20 protein-coding genes are annotated in these 20,583 nt (G+C 68.4%); 17 read left to right on the plus strand and 3 right to left on the minus strand.

Going from position 1 to position 20,583, the window contains the following annotated elements; all coding sequences use genetic code 11:
* Positions 1 to 11: 11 nt before the first annotated feature.
* Genes ACGFW6_RS20040 through ACGFW6_RS20050 form a run of 3 tightly spaced genes read left to right on the plus strand, consistent with a single transcriptional unit; the run spans position 12 to position 1,868 of the window.
* The gene (locus ACGFW6_RS20040; protein WP_393511254.1) at positions 12 to 1,202 is read left to right on the plus strand and encodes an NAD(P)/FAD-dependent oxidoreductase; all 1,191 of its coding nucleotides are present in this window, start codon (positions 12 to 14) and stop codon (positions 1,200 to 1,202) included.
* Positions 1,186 to 1,383 (plus strand): ferredoxin, encoded by a 198-nt coding sequence (locus tag ACGFW6_RS20045; protein WP_393511257.1) that lies wholly within the window; start codon positions 1,186 to 1,188, stop codon positions 1,381 to 1,383. The genes ACGFW6_RS20040 and ACGFW6_RS20045 overlap by 17 nt, the downstream gene beginning before the upstream one ends.
* A gap of 26 nt (positions 1,384 to 1,409) precedes the next feature.
* Complete coding sequence (locus ACGFW6_RS20050; protein ID WP_393511260.1) at positions 1,410 to 1,868, plus strand: carboxymuconolactone decarboxylase family protein; 459 nt, start codon at positions 1,410 to 1,412, stop codon at positions 1,866 to 1,868.
* 172 nt (positions 1,869 to 2,040) lie between these two features.
* Here ACGFW6_RS20050 and ACGFW6_RS20055 read toward each other — a convergent pair whose 3' ends face one another.
* Positions 2,041 to 3,645, minus strand: a complete 1,605-nt coding sequence (locus ACGFW6_RS20055) for an AMP-binding protein (protein ID WP_393511263.1) — start codon at positions 3,643 to 3,645, stop codon at positions 2,041 to 2,043.
* Positions 3,646 to 3,837: 192 nt separating this feature from the next.
* Between ACGFW6_RS20055 and ACGFW6_RS20060 the strand changes: the two genes are divergently transcribed.
* The 6 genes from ACGFW6_RS20060 (at position 3,838) to ACGFW6_RS20085 (ending at position 9,723) form a co-directional block, all read left to right on the plus strand.
* Complete coding sequence (locus ACGFW6_RS20060; protein WP_393511266.1) at positions 3,838 to 5,382, plus strand: class I adenylate-forming enzyme family protein; 1,545 nt, start codon at positions 3,838 to 3,840, stop codon at positions 5,380 to 5,382.
* 27 nt (positions 5,383 to 5,409) lie between these two features.
* Complete coding sequence (locus tag ACGFW6_RS20065) at positions 5,410 to 6,546, plus strand: acyl-CoA dehydrogenase family protein (protein WP_393511269.1); 1,137 nt, start codon at positions 5,410 to 5,412, stop codon at positions 6,544 to 6,546.
* A gap of 8 nt (positions 6,547 to 6,554) precedes the next feature.
* Entirely contained in the window at positions 6,555 to 7,094 is a 540-nt protein-coding gene (locus ACGFW6_RS20070) for a VOC family protein (protein WP_393511272.1), read from the plus strand.
* 92 nt (positions 7,095 to 7,186) lie between these two features.
* Complete coding sequence (locus ACGFW6_RS20075; RefSeq protein ID WP_393511275.1) at positions 7,187 to 7,978, plus strand: enoyl-CoA hydratase/isomerase family protein; 792 nt, start codon at positions 7,187 to 7,189, stop codon at positions 7,976 to 7,978.
* Positions 7,979 to 8,030: 52 nt separating this feature from the next.
* The gene (locus ACGFW6_RS20080; RefSeq protein ID WP_393511278.1) at positions 8,031 to 8,858 is read left to right on the plus strand and encodes an enoyl-CoA hydratase-related protein; all 828 of its coding nucleotides are present in this window, start codon (positions 8,031 to 8,033) and stop codon (positions 8,856 to 8,858) included.
* Positions 8,859 to 8,862: 4 nt separating this feature from the next.
* Positions 8,863 to 9,723, plus strand: coding sequence for an SDR family oxidoreductase (locus ACGFW6_RS20085; protein WP_393511281.1), 861 nt, complete (start codon positions 8,863 to 8,865; stop codon positions 9,721 to 9,723).
* Between the two features lie 9 nt (positions 9,724 to 9,732).
* Here ACGFW6_RS20085 and ACGFW6_RS20090 read toward each other — a convergent pair whose 3' ends face one another.
* The gene (locus ACGFW6_RS20090) at positions 9,733 to 10,206 is read right to left on the minus strand and encodes a MerR family DNA-binding transcriptional regulator (protein ID WP_393511284.1); all 474 of its coding nucleotides are present in this window, start codon (positions 10,204 to 10,206) and stop codon (positions 9,733 to 9,735) included.
* Positions 10,207 to 10,318: 112 nt separating this feature from the next.
* Between ACGFW6_RS20090 and ACGFW6_RS20095 the strand changes: the two genes are divergently transcribed.
* The 4 genes from ACGFW6_RS20095 (at position 10,319) to ACGFW6_RS20110 (ending at position 15,059) form a co-directional block, all read left to right on the plus strand.
* Positions 10,319 to 11,239 carry a CoA transferase subunit A gene (locus ACGFW6_RS20095; protein ID WP_393511287.1) on the plus strand — a complete coding sequence of 307 codons (921 nt, stop codon included), beginning with the start codon at positions 10,319 to 10,321 and terminating at the stop codon, positions 11,237 to 11,239.
* Positions 11,236 to 12,111, plus strand: coding sequence for a CoA-transferase (locus ACGFW6_RS20100; protein ID WP_393511290.1), 876 nt, complete (start codon positions 11,236 to 11,238; stop codon positions 12,109 to 12,111). The genes ACGFW6_RS20095 and ACGFW6_RS20100 overlap by 4 nt, the downstream gene beginning before the upstream one ends.
* Positions 12,112 to 12,116: 5 nt before the next feature.
* Positions 12,117 to 14,048, plus strand: a complete 1,932-nt coding sequence (locus ACGFW6_RS20105) for a flavin-containing monooxygenase (RefSeq protein ID WP_393511293.1) — start codon at positions 12,117 to 12,119, stop codon at positions 14,046 to 14,048.
* A 294-nt stretch (positions 14,049 to 14,342) separates the two neighbouring features.
* The gene (locus ACGFW6_RS20110) at positions 14,343 to 15,059 is read left to right on the plus strand and encodes an SDR family NAD(P)-dependent oxidoreductase (RefSeq protein WP_393511296.1); all 717 of its coding nucleotides are present in this window, start codon (positions 14,343 to 14,345) and stop codon (positions 15,057 to 15,059) included.
* 564 nt (positions 15,060 to 15,623) lie between these two features.
* On the opposite strand, the gene ACGFW6_RS20115 is transcribed toward ACGFW6_RS20110, so the two are convergent.
* A complete protein-coding gene (locus ACGFW6_RS20115) occupies positions 15,624 to 16,430 on the minus strand; it encodes an SDR family oxidoreductase (RefSeq protein WP_393511299.1) in 807 nt (268 codons plus the stop codon).
* Between the two features lie 305 nt (positions 16,431 to 16,735).
* On the opposite strand from ACGFW6_RS20115, the gene ACGFW6_RS20120 reads away from it, so the two are divergent.
* The 4 genes from ACGFW6_RS20120 to ACGFW6_RS20135 all read left to right on the plus strand — a co-directional run bounded on the left by ACGFW6_RS20120 (position 16,736) and on the right by ACGFW6_RS20135 (position 20,535).
* Entirely contained in the window at positions 16,736 to 17,572 is an 837-nt protein-coding gene (locus tag ACGFW6_RS20120; protein ID WP_393511302.1) for a 2-keto-4-pentenoate hydratase, read from the plus strand.
* Positions 17,569 to 18,513: an acetaldehyde dehydrogenase (acetylating) gene (locus tag ACGFW6_RS20125; RefSeq protein WP_393511305.1), complete on the plus strand. Its 945-nt coding sequence runs from the start codon at positions 17,569 to 17,571 to the stop codon at positions 18,511 to 18,513. Before ACGFW6_RS20120 ends, ACGFW6_RS20125 begins: the two co-directional genes overlap by 4 nt.
* Complete coding sequence (gene dmpG / locus ACGFW6_RS20130) at positions 18,510 to 19,547, plus strand: 4-hydroxy-2-oxovalerate aldolase (RefSeq protein ID WP_393511308.1); 1,038 nt, start codon at positions 18,510 to 18,512, stop codon at positions 19,545 to 19,547. Before ACGFW6_RS20125 ends, dmpG begins: the two co-directional genes overlap by 4 nt.
* 169 nt (positions 19,548 to 19,716) lie before the next feature.
* Positions 19,717 to 20,535, plus strand: a complete 819-nt coding sequence (locus ACGFW6_RS20135; RefSeq protein ID WP_393511311.1) for an IclR family transcriptional regulator — start codon at positions 19,717 to 19,719, stop codon at positions 20,533 to 20,535.
* Positions 20,536 to 20,583: the final 48 nt, after the last annotated feature.

A 20,583-nucleotide genomic window follows, 5' to 3' on the forward strand; every position in this document is an offset into this window, starting at 1 on the left:
GGAAGGTGACGATGGCCGGCGTCGAGCCGCAGAAAATCGTCGTGGTCGGCAGCTCGATCGCCGGAGTCCGGGCTGCGGAGGAGTTCCGTCGCCGAGGTTATGACGGTGAACTGGTGATGATCGGCAAGGAACAGCACTTCCCGCCGTACGACCGTCCACCCCTGTCGAAGGAGGTGCTGAGCGGCAAGTGGGATCCGGAGCAGGCCAGGCTGTTCCTGTACGAAGAGGTTCGTGCGGAGTTGATACTCGGCACGGCCGCGTCCGGGCTGGACGTCGCTCGCCAGGAGGTCAGGCTCGGTAACGGGTCGACGGTTCCGTACGACCGCCTGGTCATCGCGACAGGTGCCGCCGCCCGGCCGCTTCGGGTGCCGGGCGCGGAACTCGACGGTGTGCACTACCTGCGAACAGCTGAGGACTGCGTTCGCGTTCTGCAGGGCATCTCCTCAGGACCACGGGTGACCATCATCGGCGCCGGATTCATCGGCGCCGAGGTGGCGTCCGTGTGCCGGGAGCAGAACCTCCAGGTCACCCTGGTCGACGTCTCGACGCGGCCCTTGTCCGAGGCCGTGGGGGACCGCATGTCCGAGTACTTCGTGAAGCAGCACCTGGAGCACGGCACGACGATGCGGCTCGGCGTCGGGATCTCGAAGGTCATCGGAGCCGATCGTGTCGAACGGGTTGAGCTGACCGACGGCTCGTACATCGACACCGACCTCCTGATCGTCGGTATCGGAGTGGTGCCCGAGACGGCATGGCTGGACACATCGGAGCTGGTGCTGGACAACGGCGTGGTCTGCGACGAGTTCTGTGCTCCGCTCGGTACCCGGAACATGGCGGCGGCCGGCGACGTGGCGCGCTGGTTCAACCCGCGCTACGGCGTGCACACGAGAGTCGAGCACTGGTCGAACGCCGTTGAACAAGCCGAATACGTGGCGGGCCTTCTGCTCGAGGGGCGGGAGAACCGTCCGCCGTTCGCGGGGCTTCCGTACTTCTGGTCGGACCAGTACGGATCGCGGGTGCAGTTCGTCGGCGTCAGTGGCCCTCAGGCGGAGGTTTCCGAGGGGTCACTGGAAGAGGGTAAGTGTGTGATCACCTATACCCGGATGGGGCGGCCGGTGGGCGCATTGTGCATCAATTGGCCTGCCCGACTGCAAAAATATCGAAAGCTGCTGGAACGGAGTTCTGATGAAGGTCAGCGTTGATCAGCGACTGTGCGAGGGATACGTCAACTGCGTGGACGCCGCCCCGGCAGTGTTCGAGATGAACGACCATGACAAGGCATCCGTCCTGGTCGAACATCCCGGCGCGGACGTCGCCGATGCAGTGAAGCGGGCACAGCGGATGTGTCCGGTCCGTGCGGTGATTGTCGAGGAAGGCCAGTAATACTGGTCAGTCAACATGGAGCGAGCATGAGTCTGAACCTGAATGAACACCTCGACACAGGACTCGAGCTCATGGGGGCCGTGCTCGGTCAGGAGTACGCCGACGGCCTACGACAACGGCTGACGGCACTTCGAGAGTCGGGTGCCACCGAAGAGGCCATTGATCACACGCAGTTCGGAATCGCCGCCGCCTGGGGCTACATGTTCCATCGCCGGGGTGTGTCGCTGCGCGACCGCAGCATAGCGATGCTGGCCGCCGACGTCACGCTGCACGGAAAGGGGGCTCTCGGCGACCACGTTCGCCTTGCGCTCCACGCCGGGGTGACGCCCGACGAAGTGCGGGAAATCATGTTCACGTTGATTCTTTACGTGGGTTTTCCTCAGGTCCGAGAGGCCACCGAGGTGATCACACCCATCCTCGAGGAATTCGAGCGTACCGGAAAATACACACAGGAATCATCGGCCCCGGCGACGGACAAGAGCTGACCGACCGTCGCCTTCTTCTCTCTGCCCATTCCTCGCAGGGCGTTGCCCCCGGTTGAGCATGCCGAACGCCCAGGAGCTCGTGGATGAACTCTTCGAGCTCCGCGAGGAGTGGGCCGTTTCGGTTCTGTGCACGATCGGCGCGGAGGTCCCGCACATGATCGATGGCTCGCCGTCAGTCGCCCTCGCCCACCGCGCGCTCGCGGAGCACGTTCTTCTGGATCTTGCCCGTCGAGGTCTTGGGCAGTTTGGTGAACACGATCGTCCGCGGCACCTTGAACCGTGCGAGCGAGGAGGAGCGCAGAAAGCCGACGAGCTCCTGCTCGGTGGCCGTCGAGCCCTCGCGCAGGGTCACGAACGCGACCGGCACCTCGCCCCAGTGGCTGTCGGGCCGGCCGACCACGGCCGACTCGACGACGTCGGGGTGGGTGTCGAGGGCGCGCTCGATCTCGACCGATGCGATGTTCTCGCCGCCGGAGATGATGATGTCCTTGCGGCGATCGCGCAGTTCGACGTAGCCGTCGGGGTGCATGACCCCGAGGTCACCGGTGAGGAAGCAGCCGCTCCGGGTGACGCTCGCGGTGGACTCCGGGTCCCGGTAGTAGCCGAGCATCACGTTGTTGCCCCAGACCGCGATCTCTCCGATCGTCTCACCGTCCGCCGGCACGTCTTTCCCGTCCCCGTCAAGCACCCGCAGCGGGCGCGAGGCCAGGTTGGCGATGCCCTGCCGGGCCCGCAGCCGGTTGCGGTCCTCGACCGGGAGGGCGTCCCACTCGGGCTGCCACTCGTTGACCGCGATCGGCCCGAACGTCTCGGTCAGCCCGTAGAGGTGGGTCACGTCGAGCCCCAGGGCCGCGAGCCGCCCGAGCAGGGTGGGCGAGGGCGGTGCACCGCCGGTGTCGATGTGGACACGACGGGCCAGAGGGCCGGCCGCTGGGTCCTCGGCGATCATCGTGAGGACCGTGGGCGCCGCGCTGAAGTGCGTCACGCCCTCCTCGCGCAGCAGGCTCCAGATCCGCGCGGTGTCGACCGAGCGCAGGCAGACGTGGGTCCCTCCGGCCGCGCCCACCGCCCAGGTGAAGCACCAACCGTTGCAGTGGAACATCGGGAGAGTCCACAAGTAGACCGAGCCCGGCGCCAGCCGGGCGTGGTGAGCCATCGCCAGCGCCTGCAGGTACGCGCCGCGGTGGTGGTACATCACGCCCTTGGGCCGGCCCGTCGTGCCCGAGGTGTAGTTGACCGCGAGGAGGGCTGCCTCCCTGACCGCCGTGTCGACGGGTTCCGGGAGGGCCTCGGCCAGCCAATGCTCGTACTCGTCGTCCGGGCCGCCCGCGATGACGAGGCGCGCACCGGTGCGGCCCGCGATCCGGCGCGCGACGTCGGCGAGTTCGTGGGTGGCGACCACGACCCGGGCCTCGGAGTGCTCGACGACGTAGGTCATCTCGTCGACCGAGAGCCGGATGTTGATCGGCACCAGCACCAGCCGCGCGAGCGGCACGGCGTGGTGGAGCTCCAGCATCACATGGCTGTTCGTACACAGGGCGGCCACCCGCTCGCCGGGTCGACAGCCCCAGGCCCGGGTGGCGCCGACCAGGCGCTCGACGCGGTCGGCGAACTCGCGGTAGGTGATCCGAAGGTCGCCGTCGACGACGGCCACACGCTCGGCGAACGCGGTGCGCGCGCGGTCCAGGAACGTCGTCGGGGACAACGGAGCGAAGGTGAACGGGGGGTGCTCGACGTCGTGGGAGATGTCGAGTCGCGCGCCGGAACTGCTGCCCATGTCTCCGCCTTCCCTGCGGTGGCACACCGCGGGATGGCACTGTCGCCCGCCCCGCGATCTCTTGACGGCTTACGTGACGGACCCTAGCTTGTATCTTACGTTTAACGGAATATTTTTGAGAGTCGGCAGTTCGAGGAACTCGGCCGGACCTCACCTCCGCAGGGCTCGGGTCCGATAGGAGACGCCATGCTCGTGAGTGACATCGTCCGTCGGAACGCGGACTTCTTCGCGGACTCGGACGCGTTGATCGAGGACGGTGCCAGTCGTTCGTGGGGAGAGGTGGAGACGCGCACGAACAAGCTGGCGCGGGCTTTCCTCTCCCTGGGCCTCGCGAAGGGCGACCGGATCTCGATCCTGGCGCCGAACTGCGCCGAGTTCGTGGAGTTCTTCTTCGCCTGCGCGAAGAGCGGGGTCGTCGGCGCGGCCGTCAACATTCGGCTCTCGGCGAGGGAGTTGGCCGCCTACCTGCGCTACATCGAGCCCAGCGGGATCATCGTCCACTCCTCGTTGGCCGAGTCGGCCGCCGAGTGGCTCCCTGAGGTGCCCTCCATCCGGCATGTCCTGGGCTTCGGCGGCACCCATGGGTTCAAGCTCGACCTCACGGAGGCGATGAGCGCCGAACCGGGTTCCGACCCGGGCGTCGACATCCGTGACGACGACGTCTACCAGATCGCGGCGACCAGTGGCACGACCGGCGTACCCAAGGGGGCGGTGCTGAACCACCGCAACGCAATGGGCGGCATCCTCGGGGTGCTGGCCGAGGTTCCGGTGCCGCAGCAGGGGACGAACCTGCAGAACGTGCCGTACTTCTTCAATCCCGGCGGCTCGGCCGGTCTCAACCCGGTGTTCATGAAGGGCGGCCGCTCGGTCATCGCGCCGGGCTTCGAGCCGCTGACCTTTTTCCGAGCCGTCGAGCGGTACCGGGTGACGAACACGATCCTGGTGCCGACGATGCTGAGAATGCTGCTGGCCCGTCCCGAGCGTCACGACTTCGACCTGTCCTCGCTTCGCGGCGTCATCACCGGCGGTTCCCCCCTCTCCAGAGAGCTGCTGATGAAGGGCCGAGAGCTGCTCGGTGACGTGTTCTACCCCATGTACGCACTGACCGAGACCTACGCGAGCGCGCTGATACTGCGACAGGAGGACCAGTTCACGACCGGCACGGCGGACCAGGTCGCACGGCTGAGTTCATTGGGCCGCCCCAACGTCCTCACCCATGCCAGGGTCGTCAAGGACGACGGAACAGATGTCGTCCGCGGCAGCGACGAGGTCGGCGAGATCTGGCTGCGCGGCGAGTCGGTGTCGTCGGGCTATTTCCGCATGCCCGAGGAGACGGCGCTCAGCCGCGACGGTGATTGGTTCAAGACCGGTGATCTGGCGAAGGCGGACGAGGAGGGGTTCATCACGATCGTCGACCGCAAGAAGGACATGATCATCACCGGCGGCATCAACGTCTTCAGCATCGAGGTGGAGACCGCGCTCATGCAGCATCCGGACGTCGACTCGGTGGCCGTCATCGGCGTTCCGCACGAGATCTGGGGCGAGGCCATTCACGCGGTCATCGTGCCGGTGCCCGGCGCGACCGCGTCCGTGCAGGAGATCCTCGACGACGCGGCCGGCCGTCTCGCGGGGTACAAGAAACCGCGCAGTGGCGAGTTCCGCTCCCAGCTGCCCGTCAGCGCGACCGGGAAGCTACTCAAGCGCGAGTTGCGCGAGAGCATCCTGGGCAATTGCTAAATATCACGTAAAAGGACATATTCCACAATGGATCTCACCCTTTCTGACGAGCAGCAGGATTTCCGGCGGACGCTGCGCAGTTTCCTGGCGGCCGAGGCGCCGACCGACGTGATCCGTGAACTGGACCGCACCGAGACCTTCCCGGCCGATCTCTACGCCAAGATGGCCGGCCTCGGGCTCACCTCGATGGGGCTGCCCGAGGAATACGGCGGAACGCCCTGCAGCGAAATAGACCTGTGCATCGCCCTGGAGGAGGTCGCCAGGGTCGGCGCCTGTCTGAGCTACGCGTTGGTGCCCACGCTGACGTTCTGCGGTCGCGGTATCGCCGGGTATGGCACACCGGAGCAGAAGCAACGGTATCTGCCGGGCATCTGCTCCGGTGAGATCCGGATGGCGATGGCGCTCTCCGAGCCGGAGGTGGGCTCGGACCTGACCCACCTGTCGACGCGTGCGGTGCGGGACGGCGACATCTACGTCATCAACGGGCAGAAAGTCTTCACCACCGGTGCCGACACGGCCGACTACCTGCTGGCCATCGTCCGGACCGACCCGGACGCCCCCGCGTCGAAAGGCCTGTCGGTCCTGATCGTCCCGCGCACGGCCGAGGGAGTGACCGTGCGGCCGCTGCCCAAGCTCGCCGGACAGGCCACGCACACGTGCGAGGTCTACTTCTCCGACGTCCGCGTGCCGGTCGAGAACCAGCTCGGTGAGCTCAACGCCGGCGCGAAGATCGTCTTCGGCCTGCTCGACGGGGAGCGCGTCTTCGTCGGCGCCCAGTGCACGGGCATCGCCCAGGGCGCGCTGGACCTGGCCACCGGCTACGCCAAGGAGCGGCACCAGTTCGGCAAGCCGATCATCGAGCACCAGGCGGTCGGCCACCTCCTCGCCGACATGGCCATGGACGTCCGGGTCGCCCGGCTGGTCACCTGGGAGGCCGCCCTCCTGCTGGAACAGGGCCGGCCGTGCTCGACGGAGGCCTCGGTCGCCAAGGTGACGGCCTCCGAGGCGGCGAGCCGGTGCGTGTCCAACGGGATGTCGGTCCTCGGCGGCTACTCCTACATGACCGAGTTCGCGATGGAACGGTACTGGCGTGAGGTGAAGCTCTACGAGATCGCCGGCGGGACCAACCAGATCCAGCGCAACATCATCGCCCGGTCGCTGTGAGCCCGGCGATGGCCGACGCACCTCGTCCCGTGGCCCTCGGCCGGTCCATCGAGGAGGAGCTCGCGAGGGCGGGCGCGAAGCTGGACCACGTCGCGGTGGCCGCGCCCCGTATCCGTGAGCTGCTGCCGTTGTACCGGGACGTGCTGGGTGGCCGGTTCGTCCTGGGCGGCGACAACCCTCGCGTCGGCTACCGCGGCCTGCAGCTCTGCTATGCCAACGGATCGAAGATCGAGCTGCTGGAGCCGCTGCGGGGGTCCGCCTTCCTCGACTCCTTCTTCCGGCGCGGGGGCGGCGTGCACCACCTGGCGTTCGAGGTCGCCGACCTCGACGCGATCTACGGCACCCTCGAGGCGTCCGGCCACCGGCTGACCGGCCTCCACCGCGACGACCCGTGGCGGCAGGAGGTCTTCATCCACCCCAAGAGCGCGCAGGGGGTGCTCGTCCAGCTGGTGCAGGTCGCCGCCGAGAACGAGCCGGATCTGCCGAAGACCCTCGACCTCGTCCTCGCCGGCCGCGGCATGGACGGGAGCGGGATCCCCAGCCCCTGAGCACCGCGCGGCGCGGCGCGAGCCACCACCGACCGACGACGGGATCCGGCCGAACCGGGTCCACAACTCCTGCACCGAGTGAGGAATTACGCATGGGAAACATCGAACGCGTCGACTACGAGACGCTCTACGTCGAAAAGCACCTCGACGAGCGCTACGCGGTGGTCACGCTCCACCGTCCCGACAGCCTGAACGCCGGCAGCCCGACCATGTTCCACGAGATCGGCGAGGTCATGAAGGGCTTCGAGGACGACGACCAGGTGCGCGCGGTCGTGCTCACCGGCCACGGCGAGAAGTCCTTCTCGGCCGGGGCGGACCTGGGCGGCATGACGTTCGACAAGATGAGCAACTGCTACTGGTTCATCCGGAGGTGCAACGAGGCGTTCGAGGCCATCGAGCGGCTGCCCAAGGTGGTGATCGCCGCGGTCAACGGGTACGCGTTCGGTTTCGGCCTGGAGATCGCGCTGGTCTGTGACATCGTCCTGGCCTCCGACAACGCCCGCTTCGGGCTGCGCGAGATGAACCACGGCCTGCTGCCAGCGGTGACGGTGACCCGGGGGCTCGACATCCTGGGCCGACGCCGTGTCGCCTACATGGCGTTCACCTCCGACGACGTCTCCCCGGCGGAACTGCGCGACTGGGGCATGATCAACACCGTCGTGCCTCGGGAGCAGCTGGTCGAGGAGTACTCAGCCCTCGCCGCGCGCATCGCCAATCGGGCACCGCTGGCGATCGCGGCCACCAAGCGCCTGATCAACAAGGGGGCGGGCGCGCACTACCGCGAGGCGGAGAACACCATGCCGGGCCTCTTCGCCTCCGAGGACGTCGTCGAGGGGCGCCGGGCGTTCGAGGAGCGGCGCGAGCCGGTCTTCGGTGAGCGGTGAGGTGCGTACCGGCCAGGGGCGGATCCCGCATGTGGAGGAAGGTGGTGGACCGATGACCGAGACCGGACCCACGGTGTCCTACGTCGTTGAGGAGGGCGTCGCCACGGTCACGTTGAACCGCCCGGACCGGCTCAACGCCCTCGACCCGGCCACGATGGCGCTGTTGCACGAGTCGATCCGGCGCGCCGACCGGGACCCCGACGCCCGCTGCGTCGTGCTCATCGGCGCGGGCGAGGCCTTCTGCGTCGGGGCGGACGTTTCGATGGTGGAGTCCTCCAGTCTGGAGCCGGGCAAGGAGACGTTCGGCGACCCCGCCGCCGGCGCGCGCAACGTGATGGAGTGCCGCAAGCCCACCATCGCCGCGGTGAACGGCTGGGCCGCCGGTGTGGGCATGGCGATCGCCTGTCTGTGCGACATCCGGATCGTGTCGGCGAACGCCCGCTTCACCACGAGCTTCGTGCGCCGCGGGCTCATCGGGGAGTACGGCATCGCCTGGACCCTGCCGCGGATCGTCGGCTACGGGATCGCGTCCGATCTGCTCATGAGCGGGCGCAGGATCGGCAGCACGGAGGCGGCGGGCTACGGCCTCGCCAGCATGGTCGTGCCCGCCGACGAGTTCGCGGCCCGGGTGCGGGAGTACGCCGTCGAGCTGGCCGCGTACTGCTCCCCGACGTCCGCGGCCGTGCTCAAGGAACAGCTGCGGCTGTACGCGCGGACGACGTTCGAGGAGGCGGTCGCCGACACGACCCGGCTGATGGCCGAGTCGCTGGCCCGGGCCGACGTGAGCGAGGGTGTCAGCAGCTACGTCGAGCGGCGGCCCCCGGCGTTCGAGCCGCTGATCGAGTCGGCTCTGCGCAGTGCGCACGACAAGGTGGGCTGAGCGGATGAGTCACAGTCTCGCCGGCGCGCGCATCCTCATGTCCGGAGGCAGTCGCGGGATCGGGCGCGCCATCGCCCTGCGCTGCGCCCGCGACGGCGCCCGGGTGGCGCTGCTGGCCAAGACCGACCGGCCGCACCCGGTGCTGCCCGGCACCGTGCACACGGTCGTCGAGGAGATCGAGGCGGCCGGCGGGCAGGGACTCGCGATCGTGGGGGACGTGCGCCAGGACGAGGCGGTCGCCCGGGCGGTCGCGGCCACCGTCGACGCCTTCGGCGGCATCGACATCGTGGTCAACAACGCCTCGGCCATCGACCTCTCCCGCTCCCCCGACCTGACCATGAAGAAGCTGGACCTGTTGCTCGACGTCGAGATCCGGGGAACCTTCGGGCTCACGAAGGCGGCGCTCCCCCACCTGATCGAGGGGAACAACCCGCAGGTCCTGACGCTCTCCCCGCCGATCTCCGACGACGTGGCATGGTACGGAAGGCATCTCGGCTACACCATCGCGAAGTTCGGGATGTCGATGTGCACCATCGGCTTCGCCGAGGAGCTGCGCGAACACGGGGTGGCCGCCAACTCCCTGTGGCCGCGCACGCTCATCGCCACCGCGGCCGTGGAGAACGTCGTCGGGGGTGGCGACTCGCTGCGCCGGGCCCGGACCCCCGAGATCATGGCCGACGCCGCCCACGTGATCCTGACCCAGGAATCGTGCGAGTGCACCGGGCGGTTCTTCGTGGACGACGAGGTGCTGTGGGACGCCGGTGTGCGCGACCTGAGTGGCTACCGGGCCTTCCCCGGCTCCGGTGAGGAGCTGGAGGTCGACCTGTTCCTGCCGCGGGAGCCCGTCGTGGACGTACGCGACTGAGCGGGCGGGTCAGCGCGCGGCCTTCCGCTCCTTCAGCGTCTTCTCCTGGGAGGACAGCCACGTGAGGATCGACGGGCTGGCCGTCTCACGCGGACCGTCCTCGGTGACCTGGGTGACCAGCCGGTGCAGCCGTCTCAGCACCCGTACCCGGTGCTCGAGTTCGTCGAGCTTGCCGCGCAGCAGGTCGCGGGTCTGCTCCGAGGGCGACTCGCCGGTGAGGGCGGACTTGCCGATCTCGGCGATCTCTTCGAGGGAGAAGCCCAGCTCCTTGAAGATCCGTGCCCCTTCCAAATAGAACACGTACTCCTCGGGGTACCGGCGGGTGCCGCCCTCACTGCGGGGCGGGGCGGGCAGGATCCCCTGCTCCTCGTAGAACCGGATCGTCCGCGGTGACACGTGGGCGCGACGCGCCAACTCGCCGATGCTCAGCGTCGCGGACCCCGCGTTTCCGGAGCGCGTAGCCTGGTTCCTCTGCTCGTGCACATCGCACCCTTCTGATCCTGGAAAGACCCTACGTCACACGTTACATCTCGATGCCCCTTGCCGAGATCGAGCACGGCTCCTAATCTTACGTTTAACGAGAGATTGGAAATCTATGACGGCCAAGACCTCCCCACACAAGGCCATCCCCATCGAGGGACTGTCCGCATGGGTCGACGACGGCGACAGCATCGCCCTGGGCGGCGGCTGGTTCGCCAACCACCCCATGGCCGCCGTCCGCGAGCTGATCCGGGCCGGACGCCAGGGACTTCACGCCATCACGGTGGTGGGCTCCGTCGACATCGACCTGCTGGTGGCGGCCGGTGTCCTGGGCAAGGTGAGCTTCTCCATGGTCACCCTGGAGGCCTTCGGCCTGGCCCCGAACTTCCGCCGCGCGATCGAGGCGGGCACGCTCGACTTCGTCGAGTACACCGGGCTCGGCCTCAACATCGGCTTCGAGGCGCAGGGCCGGGGCGTGCCGTTCCTGCCCTACCGGGGTCCGTTCGGCTCCGACATCCCCGCCCGCTACCCGGAGATCTACCAGACCGTCGAGTGCCCCTTCACCGGCGAGAGCCTCACCGCGGTGCGGGCCGTCCAGCCGGACGTCGCGATCGTGCACGCCCTGCGCGCGGACGCGGAGGGCAACGCCCAGTGGGACGGCACGTCCGGGCCCGACGTGGAGATGGTCAAGGCGGCCAAGAAGGTCGTCGTCACCTGCGAGGAGGTCGTCGACCGCGCGGTGATCGAGGCCAACCCGCACATGACGAAGGTGCCCGGCTACTACGTCGACGCCGTCATCGAGGCACCGTTCGGCGCGCACCCGACATCCCACGTCCCGTCGTACGGCGTCGACGCCTGGAAGCTGCTCGACTACGCCACCGCCGCGGCGGGCGGCTCGTTCGACTCCTACGTCGACCGGATCAGGTCCGAGGACGAGGCCTCCTACCGCGCGCGTGAGATCGGCGAGCGTGGCGAGGTGCTGCGGGCCCTGATCGACGTGGCGAAGGTTCTGAACCCCGAGGAGGTGTCGGCATGACCGCGCCGACGGACTACGAGATCCACGAGCTCATGGTGACCCGGCTCGCCGCCGAGGTCGACGACACCGGGGTCACGGTGATGGGTTCCTTCACCCCTCTGGCCTACGCCGGCTACATGCTGGCGAAGCTCACCCACGCTCGGCGGGCCTTCCTCGCCGGCTTCGACGCCATCGGGATGAAGGCGGTCCAGCTCTCGTTCACCGGCGCCGAACCCGCGGCGTACAAGGGCTCCGTGGCGCGCTGGGGGATGCTCACCGAGATCAACGCGATCCACCTGTCGAACCACGGCGGCGTGGAGGCGGTGTCGTCGGCGCAGTTCGACGGCGACGCGGCCATCAACCTCTCCACCATCGGCCCGTTCGACAAGCCGAAGGTGCGGCTGCCCGGCGGGGCGGGCGCGGCCGAGGTCATCAAGATGTACCGGAAGATGGTGGCCTACTTCGGCAACCACAACCCCCGGACCCTGGTGGACAAGGTCGAGTTCGTCACCGGCACGCGATGGAAGGTCGGCGACAAGGCCCGGCAGGAGGCGAACCTGCTGCCGGGGCCGGTGGTCGTCATCACCAACCTCGCAGTCCTGGTCAAGGACGAGGACGGCGCACCGTTCCGCATAGAGAGCCTGCACCCGGGGGTGGACGCCGAGACCGTCGTGGCCAACACCGGTTTCGAGCTGGTGGTGCCCGAGACCATCCCGACGACGGCCACCCCGACCGCCGAGCAACTGCGGCTGCTGCGCGAGCACATCGACCCGCAGGGCACGGTCAAGTTCGACCTCCTGGGGGGCCGCGAGCGGCTGCCCTACCTCAAACAGATCATCGACGCCGAATGGGCCGAGGCGGCTGCCCTCGTCGAGGCCCGTCGGAAAGGGTGAGCGTCGTGTACAGGAGCGTCGCCGATGAGCCGGCCGCCGTCACCGGCGAGTACAGCGCCGTGTTCGAACGGCCGGAGCTGGAACCGCTGCTGGCCGAGGCGGACATCCCCGTCCTGCTGATGGTGCTCGTCCACCTGACCGGTGACCGCGGCTGGCTCGAGCCGCCGTTCCTGCCGGAGCGGACCGGCCGTATCTTCGCGGAGGAGTCGGGTGGGCTCCCGGCGGAGGTGCAGGCGCGCGTGCGGGCCGCGGCCGCGGACGCGCTGCTTGCCGGAGGACCGCCGGCGCTCCCCGATCCGGACGACGAGACGCTGCACCGGATGATGGGGGTCTGCGTCGGGGAGGAGATCCCCGCGGAGTACGTCCCCGTGGCGCGTGTCGAGATGGGGCTCGAGCCTGAGGTGCTCCCCGACGTGGACACCGGGCGGCGGGTCCCGCGCGTGCTGATCATCGGGGCGGGCGTCTCGGGCATCTGCGCGGCGGTCCGCTTCGAGCGAATGGGGCTCCCCTACGAGATCGTCGAGAAGAACGAGTCCGTCGGCGGGACGTGGTTCGAGAACACCTACCCGGAGGCGGGCGTCGACACCCCGAACCACTTCTACTCGTACACCTTCGCGCGCGACCACACCTGGGGGCACTACTTCGCCAAGCAGCCGGAGATCCTGAACTACCTGCGGACGGTCGCCGAACGCTACGGCATCGTCGACAAGATCCGCTTCGGCACCCGGGTCACCGAGTCGCGCTGGGACGAGGCGGAAGCGAAGTGGATATCGACCGTCGTCGATCCGGAAGGTGCCGAGAAGCGCCTGGAGAGCGACGTCCTCATCACGGCTGTCGGTCAGCTGAACCAGCCGCGGCTTCCCGACATCCCGGGTCTCGACACCTTCGGCGGTGAGCTGTTCCACATGGCGAACTGGCCGACCGGCGCGCGGCTGGAGGGCAAGCGGGTCGCCCTGGTGGGCACGGGGGCCAGCGCCGTCCAGGCCGCGCGGTCGATCGCCGAGAAGGCGGCGCACCTGACCGTCTTACAGCGCTCGCCGCAGTGGCTGATGCCCAACCCGGACTACCACCGCGCCGTCTCGCCCGCCAAGCAGCGGCTCATCAGCGACGTCCCGTTCTACGCGTCCTGGTACCGCTTCACGCTGTTCTGGCGCTACGGGGACGGGCTGCACCCGACACTCCAGGTGGACCTCGGCTGGGCCCACCCCGAGCGCTCGGTCAACGAGGTGAACGACGCCCACCGCGGGTTCCTGACGCGCTATATGGAAAAGAAGCTCGACGGCCGGCCCGACCTGCTGGAGAAGTGCCTGCCGGACTACCCGCCCTACGGCAAGCGGATGGTCGTCGACAACACCTGGTTCGAGACGCTGCGCCGGGACGACGTCGACCTGGTGGCGTCGGGCGTCGCGGAGGTGACCGCGGACGGGATCCGAGCCGACGACGGCACGTTCGAAGAGGTCGACGCGATCGTCTTCGCGACCGGGTTCAACCCCACCCGGATGCTCTGGCCGCTCGAGGTCGTCGGGCGCGACGGGGTCTCGATCCACGAGCGGTGGCACGAGGACGACCCGTCCGCCTACCTGGGAATGACCGTCCCCGGGTACCCGAACCTGTTCATGCTGCTCGGGCCCAACACCGCGCTCGCGCACGGCGGAAGCGTCATCTTCCACGTGGAGGCGCAGGTGAACTACATCTCGCGGCTCGTCGCGGCCATGATGGCCGAGGGACACCGCGCGATCGAACCCACCGAGGCGGCCTGCGAGGAGTACACCCGCGAGGTCCAGGCGGCACACGAGCGCATGGTGTTCTCGCACCCTGGCATGCGGAACTGGTACAAGAACCGCGCCGGGCGCGTCGTGACCGTCTCGCCCTGGCGGCTGGTGGACTACTGGTCGCGCACCCGCGAGCCCGACCTCGACGCCTTCGTGACATCGTGACCACACCGTCTTCGGCCGGCGGCGCGAACGTCGCAGAGGCATTCCACAGCGTCGACGTCTCTGGCCGGCCGACTGCGTCGAGCCGCTCGACGTCGGACGTGCACGGGTGTTCCTCATCCTGAACCAGGCCCGGTACTCCACCGGCCTGGCGCCGCCCGTTACCGGTCTGGCACCGCCCGTTGGTGCCGGTGCCGGAATCAAGTGACCACGGATACCAAGGAGAACCATGGCTGGATGTGTTGACGGCGAAGAATGCGCCGGCGTCATCGCCGTCGACGTGAGGAGGGCTCGGGCATGAGCAAGGTGGCCATCGTGACCGGCGCGGCAGGCGGCATCGGGAGCGCGATCGTTCAGCGTCTCGTGCGCGACAAGCTGACTGTCCTGGCGACCGATCTCCCGCAGGCTCTGGAGGCCGACGACGGGCTGAGCACGGACGGCGTCGTCCGCCGGTCTCTGGACGTCCGCGATCCTGGCGAGGTGGAGGCGGCGGTCAAGGCAGCGACTCAACAGGGCCGCCTGGCGGCAGTGGTGAACGTCGCCGGCCTGCTGAGAGCGGGACCCGTCGGCGACATGACCGAGGAAGACCTGGAGCTGTCATTCGGCGTCAACCTGATCGGCGCGATGCGCGTCATCCGCGCGGCGGCCCCCCATCTCGAGGAGGGCGCGTCGATCGTGAACATCAGCTCCATCGCCGGACGCAGAGGCGGCGCGCCGGGCATCAGTGCCTACGCCGCGACCAAGGGTGGCCTCGATGCCCTGACTCGTGCTCTCGCGTGTGAGTTCGGGCCCGTCGGCGTCCGGGTCAACGCCGTCGCCCCCGGGTACATCGATGCGCCGATGGCGGGCAGGGTCCGCTCGCGCGGCGACGATAGGCTCACCCGCCAGGTGCCGCTACGGCGTCTGGGCAAGCCGGACGAGATCGCTGAGGTCGTAGCGTTCCTCGCAGGCGGTGGAGCCAGCTACGTCACGGGGCAGGTTCTGTGCGTGGACGGAGGCGTGACGGCAGGCTGACGCGGGGCGTACCTCTGCTCGCGACGCGCCCGTCCGATCACGCTCCTCGACCAGGCCGCGTCAGCCGAGGATCACGCTTCGGAGCCGGACGGGCGGGTCGCGGGGTCGCGGGCCAGCGGCGGTACAGCATCAGCCGGCCCCCCCGGGGGGGTGCGTTCCACGGTCCGGCGTGGTCGAGCAGGAAGGCGCCGGCCGTCGGATCCCGTACTCCGTCCGACGGCGGTGTGACCAGCACGGCGAGCAGGAGACCGATGCGTCGGCCACGATGGTCCGCTTCCGGCCTCCGCTCGCGCCTGGCGCGACCGTCTCCGGCCACGGCTTCTGCCCCGAATGTGGCGAGTTTCCCGGGGGCGAACGCATCGGGGGTGGGGTACGCGTGCTCGACCGTGAAGCCGGAGCCCGGATCGGCGAGGATCGCCCCGGGGACGCCGCCGAACTGTCCGATCCAGTCGGCCCGTCGACCGCGCCGACGGGCGACGGGCCGACCTTGACGGATAGTTCGGCGGTAACGGCCGAAGGATCTCAACCGCTTGGGCCTGACGGCGGCGAGCGGTAAAGAAAAGATCAGTGATACTTTACGGACTGACCGCCATCGATGGGCAGGACCGTGCCGTTGACGTAGCTGGCGTCCTCGGAGAGCAGGAAGGCCACGACGGACGCTATCTCGTGAGGCTGACCGTAGCGCTGGCTCGGGTTGAAGCTGATGAATTGTTCTGCGGCCTTCTCGGGGTCCTCGGGATTCACCGTGCGCATGATGTTGTCCACCATGGGCGTCCGGATCCGGCCCGGGGCGATCGCGTTCACGCGGATCCCGAACGACGCGTACTCGACGGCCGCGGTCCGCGTCAGGCCGACGACACCGTGCTTGGACGCGCCATAGGCGGAAGCGCGCTCGGTTCCCCTGAGACCTCCGACGCTCGCGGTGTTCACCACCGCACCACTGCCCTGACGACGCGTCACGGCGAGCACCCTCGCCAGGCCCAGGAACACGCCGCGGAGGTTGATCGCCACGACACGGTCGAACTCCTCGACCCCATAGCCTTCGGTCAGGCTCGGCAGCCCATCGGTCAGGTTCGGACGCCCCTCGATGCCGGCGTTGTTGAAGAACCCGTCGATGCGGGAGAAGCGCTCGAGCGTGGTGTCCACATAGCGCTCGGCATCCTCGACGCGGGACACATCGGCCACGACCGAGACGAGGTCCGCCTGTGGGCTCACCTCGCGGACGGCGGCCTCCGTTTCGGACAGACCGTCCTTGGCGATGTCGACGAGGGCCAGTGACGCACCCTCCGAGCCAAGCCGGACGGCCGCGGCCCGGCCGAGCCCTGATCCGGCTCCGGTGATGATGACGGTTTTGTCGGCGAAGCGCTTCATAGGGGGACCTTTCAGGAGCTGACCAAGAGCCATGGGCAGAACAAGTGCCATGGTGGTTGACGCACTGACCACGAGGGTGCGATGTGTTCCATCGCTCGGAACCCGCGTGCGGGAATGGTCTTCCGGCCGTCCCCCGCACGACTCCGGCACCGACACCCACCAGTTCGACCAGGTCGCCGCGGCCCACCCCACCATTCTCGAGTCTGCGGACGAAACCCGCACGAGTCGCTCCCCGGTCCGGCCGGGTTCCGCGGACCGGAACCACATCATTGGGCTGCCAGGTCAGCCCGCTGACGATGGGCGGCATGGCTCAGACAGCGACAACCGCAGACGCGGACATGATCGAGAAGGCCGTGGCCCGGCTGGTCGCAGCCGCCGCCTCGGGCGAGGCCTGTCCCCCCGTCCGTGACCTGATCGGACGCGACGACCTCGCCGCGGCATACGCCGTACAGCAACGGATCACCGAGGTCCGGCTCGCCGGGGGCGCCACCGTGGTCGGCCGCAAGATCGGTCTCACCGCCGCGGCCGTCCAGCAGCAACTCGGCGTCGACCGGCCCGACTTCGGCATGCTCTTCGACGACATGGCCCACACCGACGGTGCTGTCGTGGCCTTCGACGCCGTGCTCCAGCCGCGGGTCGAGGCGGAGGTCGCTTTCGTACTGAAGGACGACCTCGCCGAGGGGCCGCTGGACGCCGGGCAGGTCCGCGCCGCGATCGACTACGCGGTCGCGGCGCTGGAGATCTGCGGCAGCCGGGTGGCCGGCTGGGACATCAGTTTCGGCGACACCGTCGCGGACAACGCCTCCTCCCGTGCCTACGTGCTCGGTACGGAGCGCAAGACGCTCGCCGAGGTCGAGCCCAAAGACGTTGCGATGACGATGAGCATCGACGGCCTCGAAGTCTCGACCGGCACCGGCGCCGAATGCCTGGGCGATCCGATCAACGCCGTCGTATGGCTGGCCCGCCAGCTCCGGGACCTGGGCAGTGAACCGCTCCGGGCGGGCCAGGTCGTCCTCTCCGGCGCCCTCGGCCCGATGCGGCCGGTCGAGCCGGGCAACACCGTGACCGCCACCATCACCGGGCTGGGGTCGGTCTCGGTGTCGTTCAGTAGCCCACGACAAGGACCAGTGAGGACACCATGAGCAAGACCAAGGTCGCCATCATCGGATCGGGCAACATCGGCACCGACCTGATGATCAAGGTGATGCGCACCTCAGAGAACCTGGAGATGGGCGCGATGGTCGGGATCGACCCCGAGTCCGACGGCCTGGCCCGCGCCCGGCGCTTCGGGTTCCAGACAACCCACGAAGGCGTCGACGGCCTGATCGCGCTGCCCGGCTTCGACCAGATCGGGATCGTCTTCGACGCCACCTCCGCCAAGGCCCACCAGGCCAACGCCGCCAAGCTGCAACCGCTCGGCAAGCGGCTCATCGACCTCACCCCCGCCGCGATCGGTCCGTACGTGATCCCGGCGGTTAACATCGAGGGCCACCTCGACGCGCCCAACGTGAACATGGTGACCTGCGGTGGGCAGGCCACCATCCCGATCGTCGCGGCGATCTCCCGGGTCGTCCCGGTGGCCTACGCCGAGATCGTGGCCTCCATCGCCAGCAGGTCGGCCGGCCCCGGCACCCGCGCCAACATCGACGAGTTCACCGAGACGACTTCGAAGGCGATCGTCGAGGTGGGCGGTGCCCGGCGAGGCAAGGCGATCATCGTCCTCAACCCCGCCGAGCCGCCCCTCATCATGCGCGACACCGTCTTCACCCTGGTCGACTCGGCCGGCCCCGCCACCCACGACGAGATCCGGCGAAGCGTCGAGAAGATGGTCGCCGACGTGGCCGCGTACGTCCCGGGCTACCGGCTCAAGCAGAAGGTCCAGATCACCGAGATCCCGGCGGACCAGCCGGTCGAGACCCTCCTCGCCACGAACGGCGAGCGCCCCACCCACCAGGTGTCGGTGTTCCTCGAGGTCGAGGGCGCCGCGCACTACCTCCCGGCCTACGCCGGCAATCTCGACATCATGACCTCCGCCGCGCTGCAGATGGCCGAGCAGATCGCCGCCCAGGAGGCCACCAAGTGAACACACCCGTATTCGTGCAGGACGTCACACTCCGCGACGGAATGCACGCCGTCCGCCACCGCATCACGCCCGAGGACGTCCAGCGTGTTGTGGTCGCCCTCGACGAGGCCGGCGTCGACGCCATCGAGGTCGCTCACGGCGACGGACTCGCCGGCTCCTCGGTCAACTACGGCCCCGGCAGCCACACCGACTGGGAGTGGATCGAGGCTGCTGCCTCGGTGCTCGAGAACGCCCGGCTCACCACCCTGCTGCTGCCCGGCGTCGGCACCATCCACGAGCTGAAGACGGCCTACGAGCTGGGTGTCCGCTCGGTGCGGGTGGCGACGCACTGCACCGAGGCGGACATATCCGCCCAGCACATCGCCTCCGCCCGTGAGATCGGCATGGACGTCTCCGGTTTCCTCATGCTCTCCCACATGGCACCGCCCGAGGAACTGGCGAAGCAGGCCAAGCTGATGGAGTCCTACGGTGCCCACTGCGTCTACATCACCGACTCCGGCGGCCGGCTCACGATGGACGGCGTCGGCGCCCGGGTGAAGGCCTACCGCGACGTGCTCGACCCCGGCACCGAGATCGGCATCCACGCCCACGAGAACCTCTCGCTCTCGGTCGCCAACAGCGTCCTCGCCGTCCAGAACGGCGTCCACCGCGTCGACGCCTCCCTCGCCGGCCACGGCGCCGGCGCCGGCAACTGCCCCATCGAGGCGTTCATCGCCGTCGCCGATCTGATGGACTTCAAGCACGGCTGCGACCTGTTCAAGCTGCAGGACGCCGCCGACGACATCGTGCGCCCGCTCCAGGACCGCCCGGTTCGCGTCGACCGCGAGACCCTGACCCTCGGCTACGCCGGGGTGTACTCGTCATTCCTCCGCCACGCGGAGATCGCCTCGGCCCGCTACGACGTCGATGTCCGCGACCTGCTCATGGAATGCGGCGGACGACGGCTGGTCGGCGGCCAGGAAGACATGATCTACGACATAGCGCTCACCATCGTCGCCGAGCGCGAGGCCCGACCCGCTGCCCAGGGCGAGTGAGCCAACCCGCGGTCCGCTTGGAACCTTTCAGAGTTGCCCGCGACAAATTCCCATCAGGAACACCCTGATATCCATTGGGAATCAGACAGGTTGAGTATTGACTGGCGTGTCCACCTGCACGTATACCTCAAGTAAATAGCCATTTACTTAGCTGGGCTGGTGACACGTCATGGCGGGCCGCGGGACGGAAAACACGCTGTTGGATACAGTCGCGACCGGCAAGAGTGCCGAGAGCACCGGTCCATTGAGTTCAGCCGGCAAGGTATTGGCGCTTTTGGACGCCTTCGGTGTCTCCCGTGCGGTGCTCGGCGTCAGCGAGTTGGCGACGCGGGCGCAGCTGTCGAAGTCGACTGCACACCGCCTACTGGGGGTCTTGGTGGAGCGGGATTATGTCCAGCGCATCGACGATCGCTATTGCCTCACCGACCGGATGTTCGTGCTGGGCAATCAGGTGCGCATCTGTCGTCCGAATGGCCTGCGCGAACGCGCCGTTCCCTTCATGACCGAGCTGTTCGCCGAGACCCGGGAGACCGTACACCTGGCCGTGCTCCACGGCACCGAAGTGCTGTATCTCGAGAAAATCTTCGGCCACGGCGCCGCGCCATGCTCGACGACGGTCGGGACGCGCCGTCCAGTGCACTGTACGGCGTTGGGCAAGGCGCTTGTCGCCTTCGCCGACGAGGCGACGGTCCACGCCAACCTGACGACCGGATTGCAGCGTTTCACTCGATACACGCTGGTGTACCCCAAACAACTCCAGGCAGCGCTGGCCCGGGTCCACCAGGAAGGCGTGGCAACTGATCTCGAGGAATACAAACTGGGCGTTACATGCATCGCGGCGCCCGTGCGGGAACCGGCAACCGGACAAGCGGTAGCGGCACTCTCCATCAGTTCGGTCACGTCACGTGGTGACGTACGCCGCCACAAGTCCCGCATCATTCGAGCCGCAGAGGCACTGTCGGACCACCTCGCGATGACGAGCTACTGACACGGCGGCCGCAGCCGGAAAGAGCCACGACCAAAAACGACGTGTTGA

The sequence above is a fragment of the Streptomyces sp. Y7 genome (assembly GCF_043195415.1).
Taxonomy (GTDB): domain Bacteria; phylum Actinomycetota; class Actinomycetes; order Streptomycetales; family Streptomycetaceae; genus Streptomyces.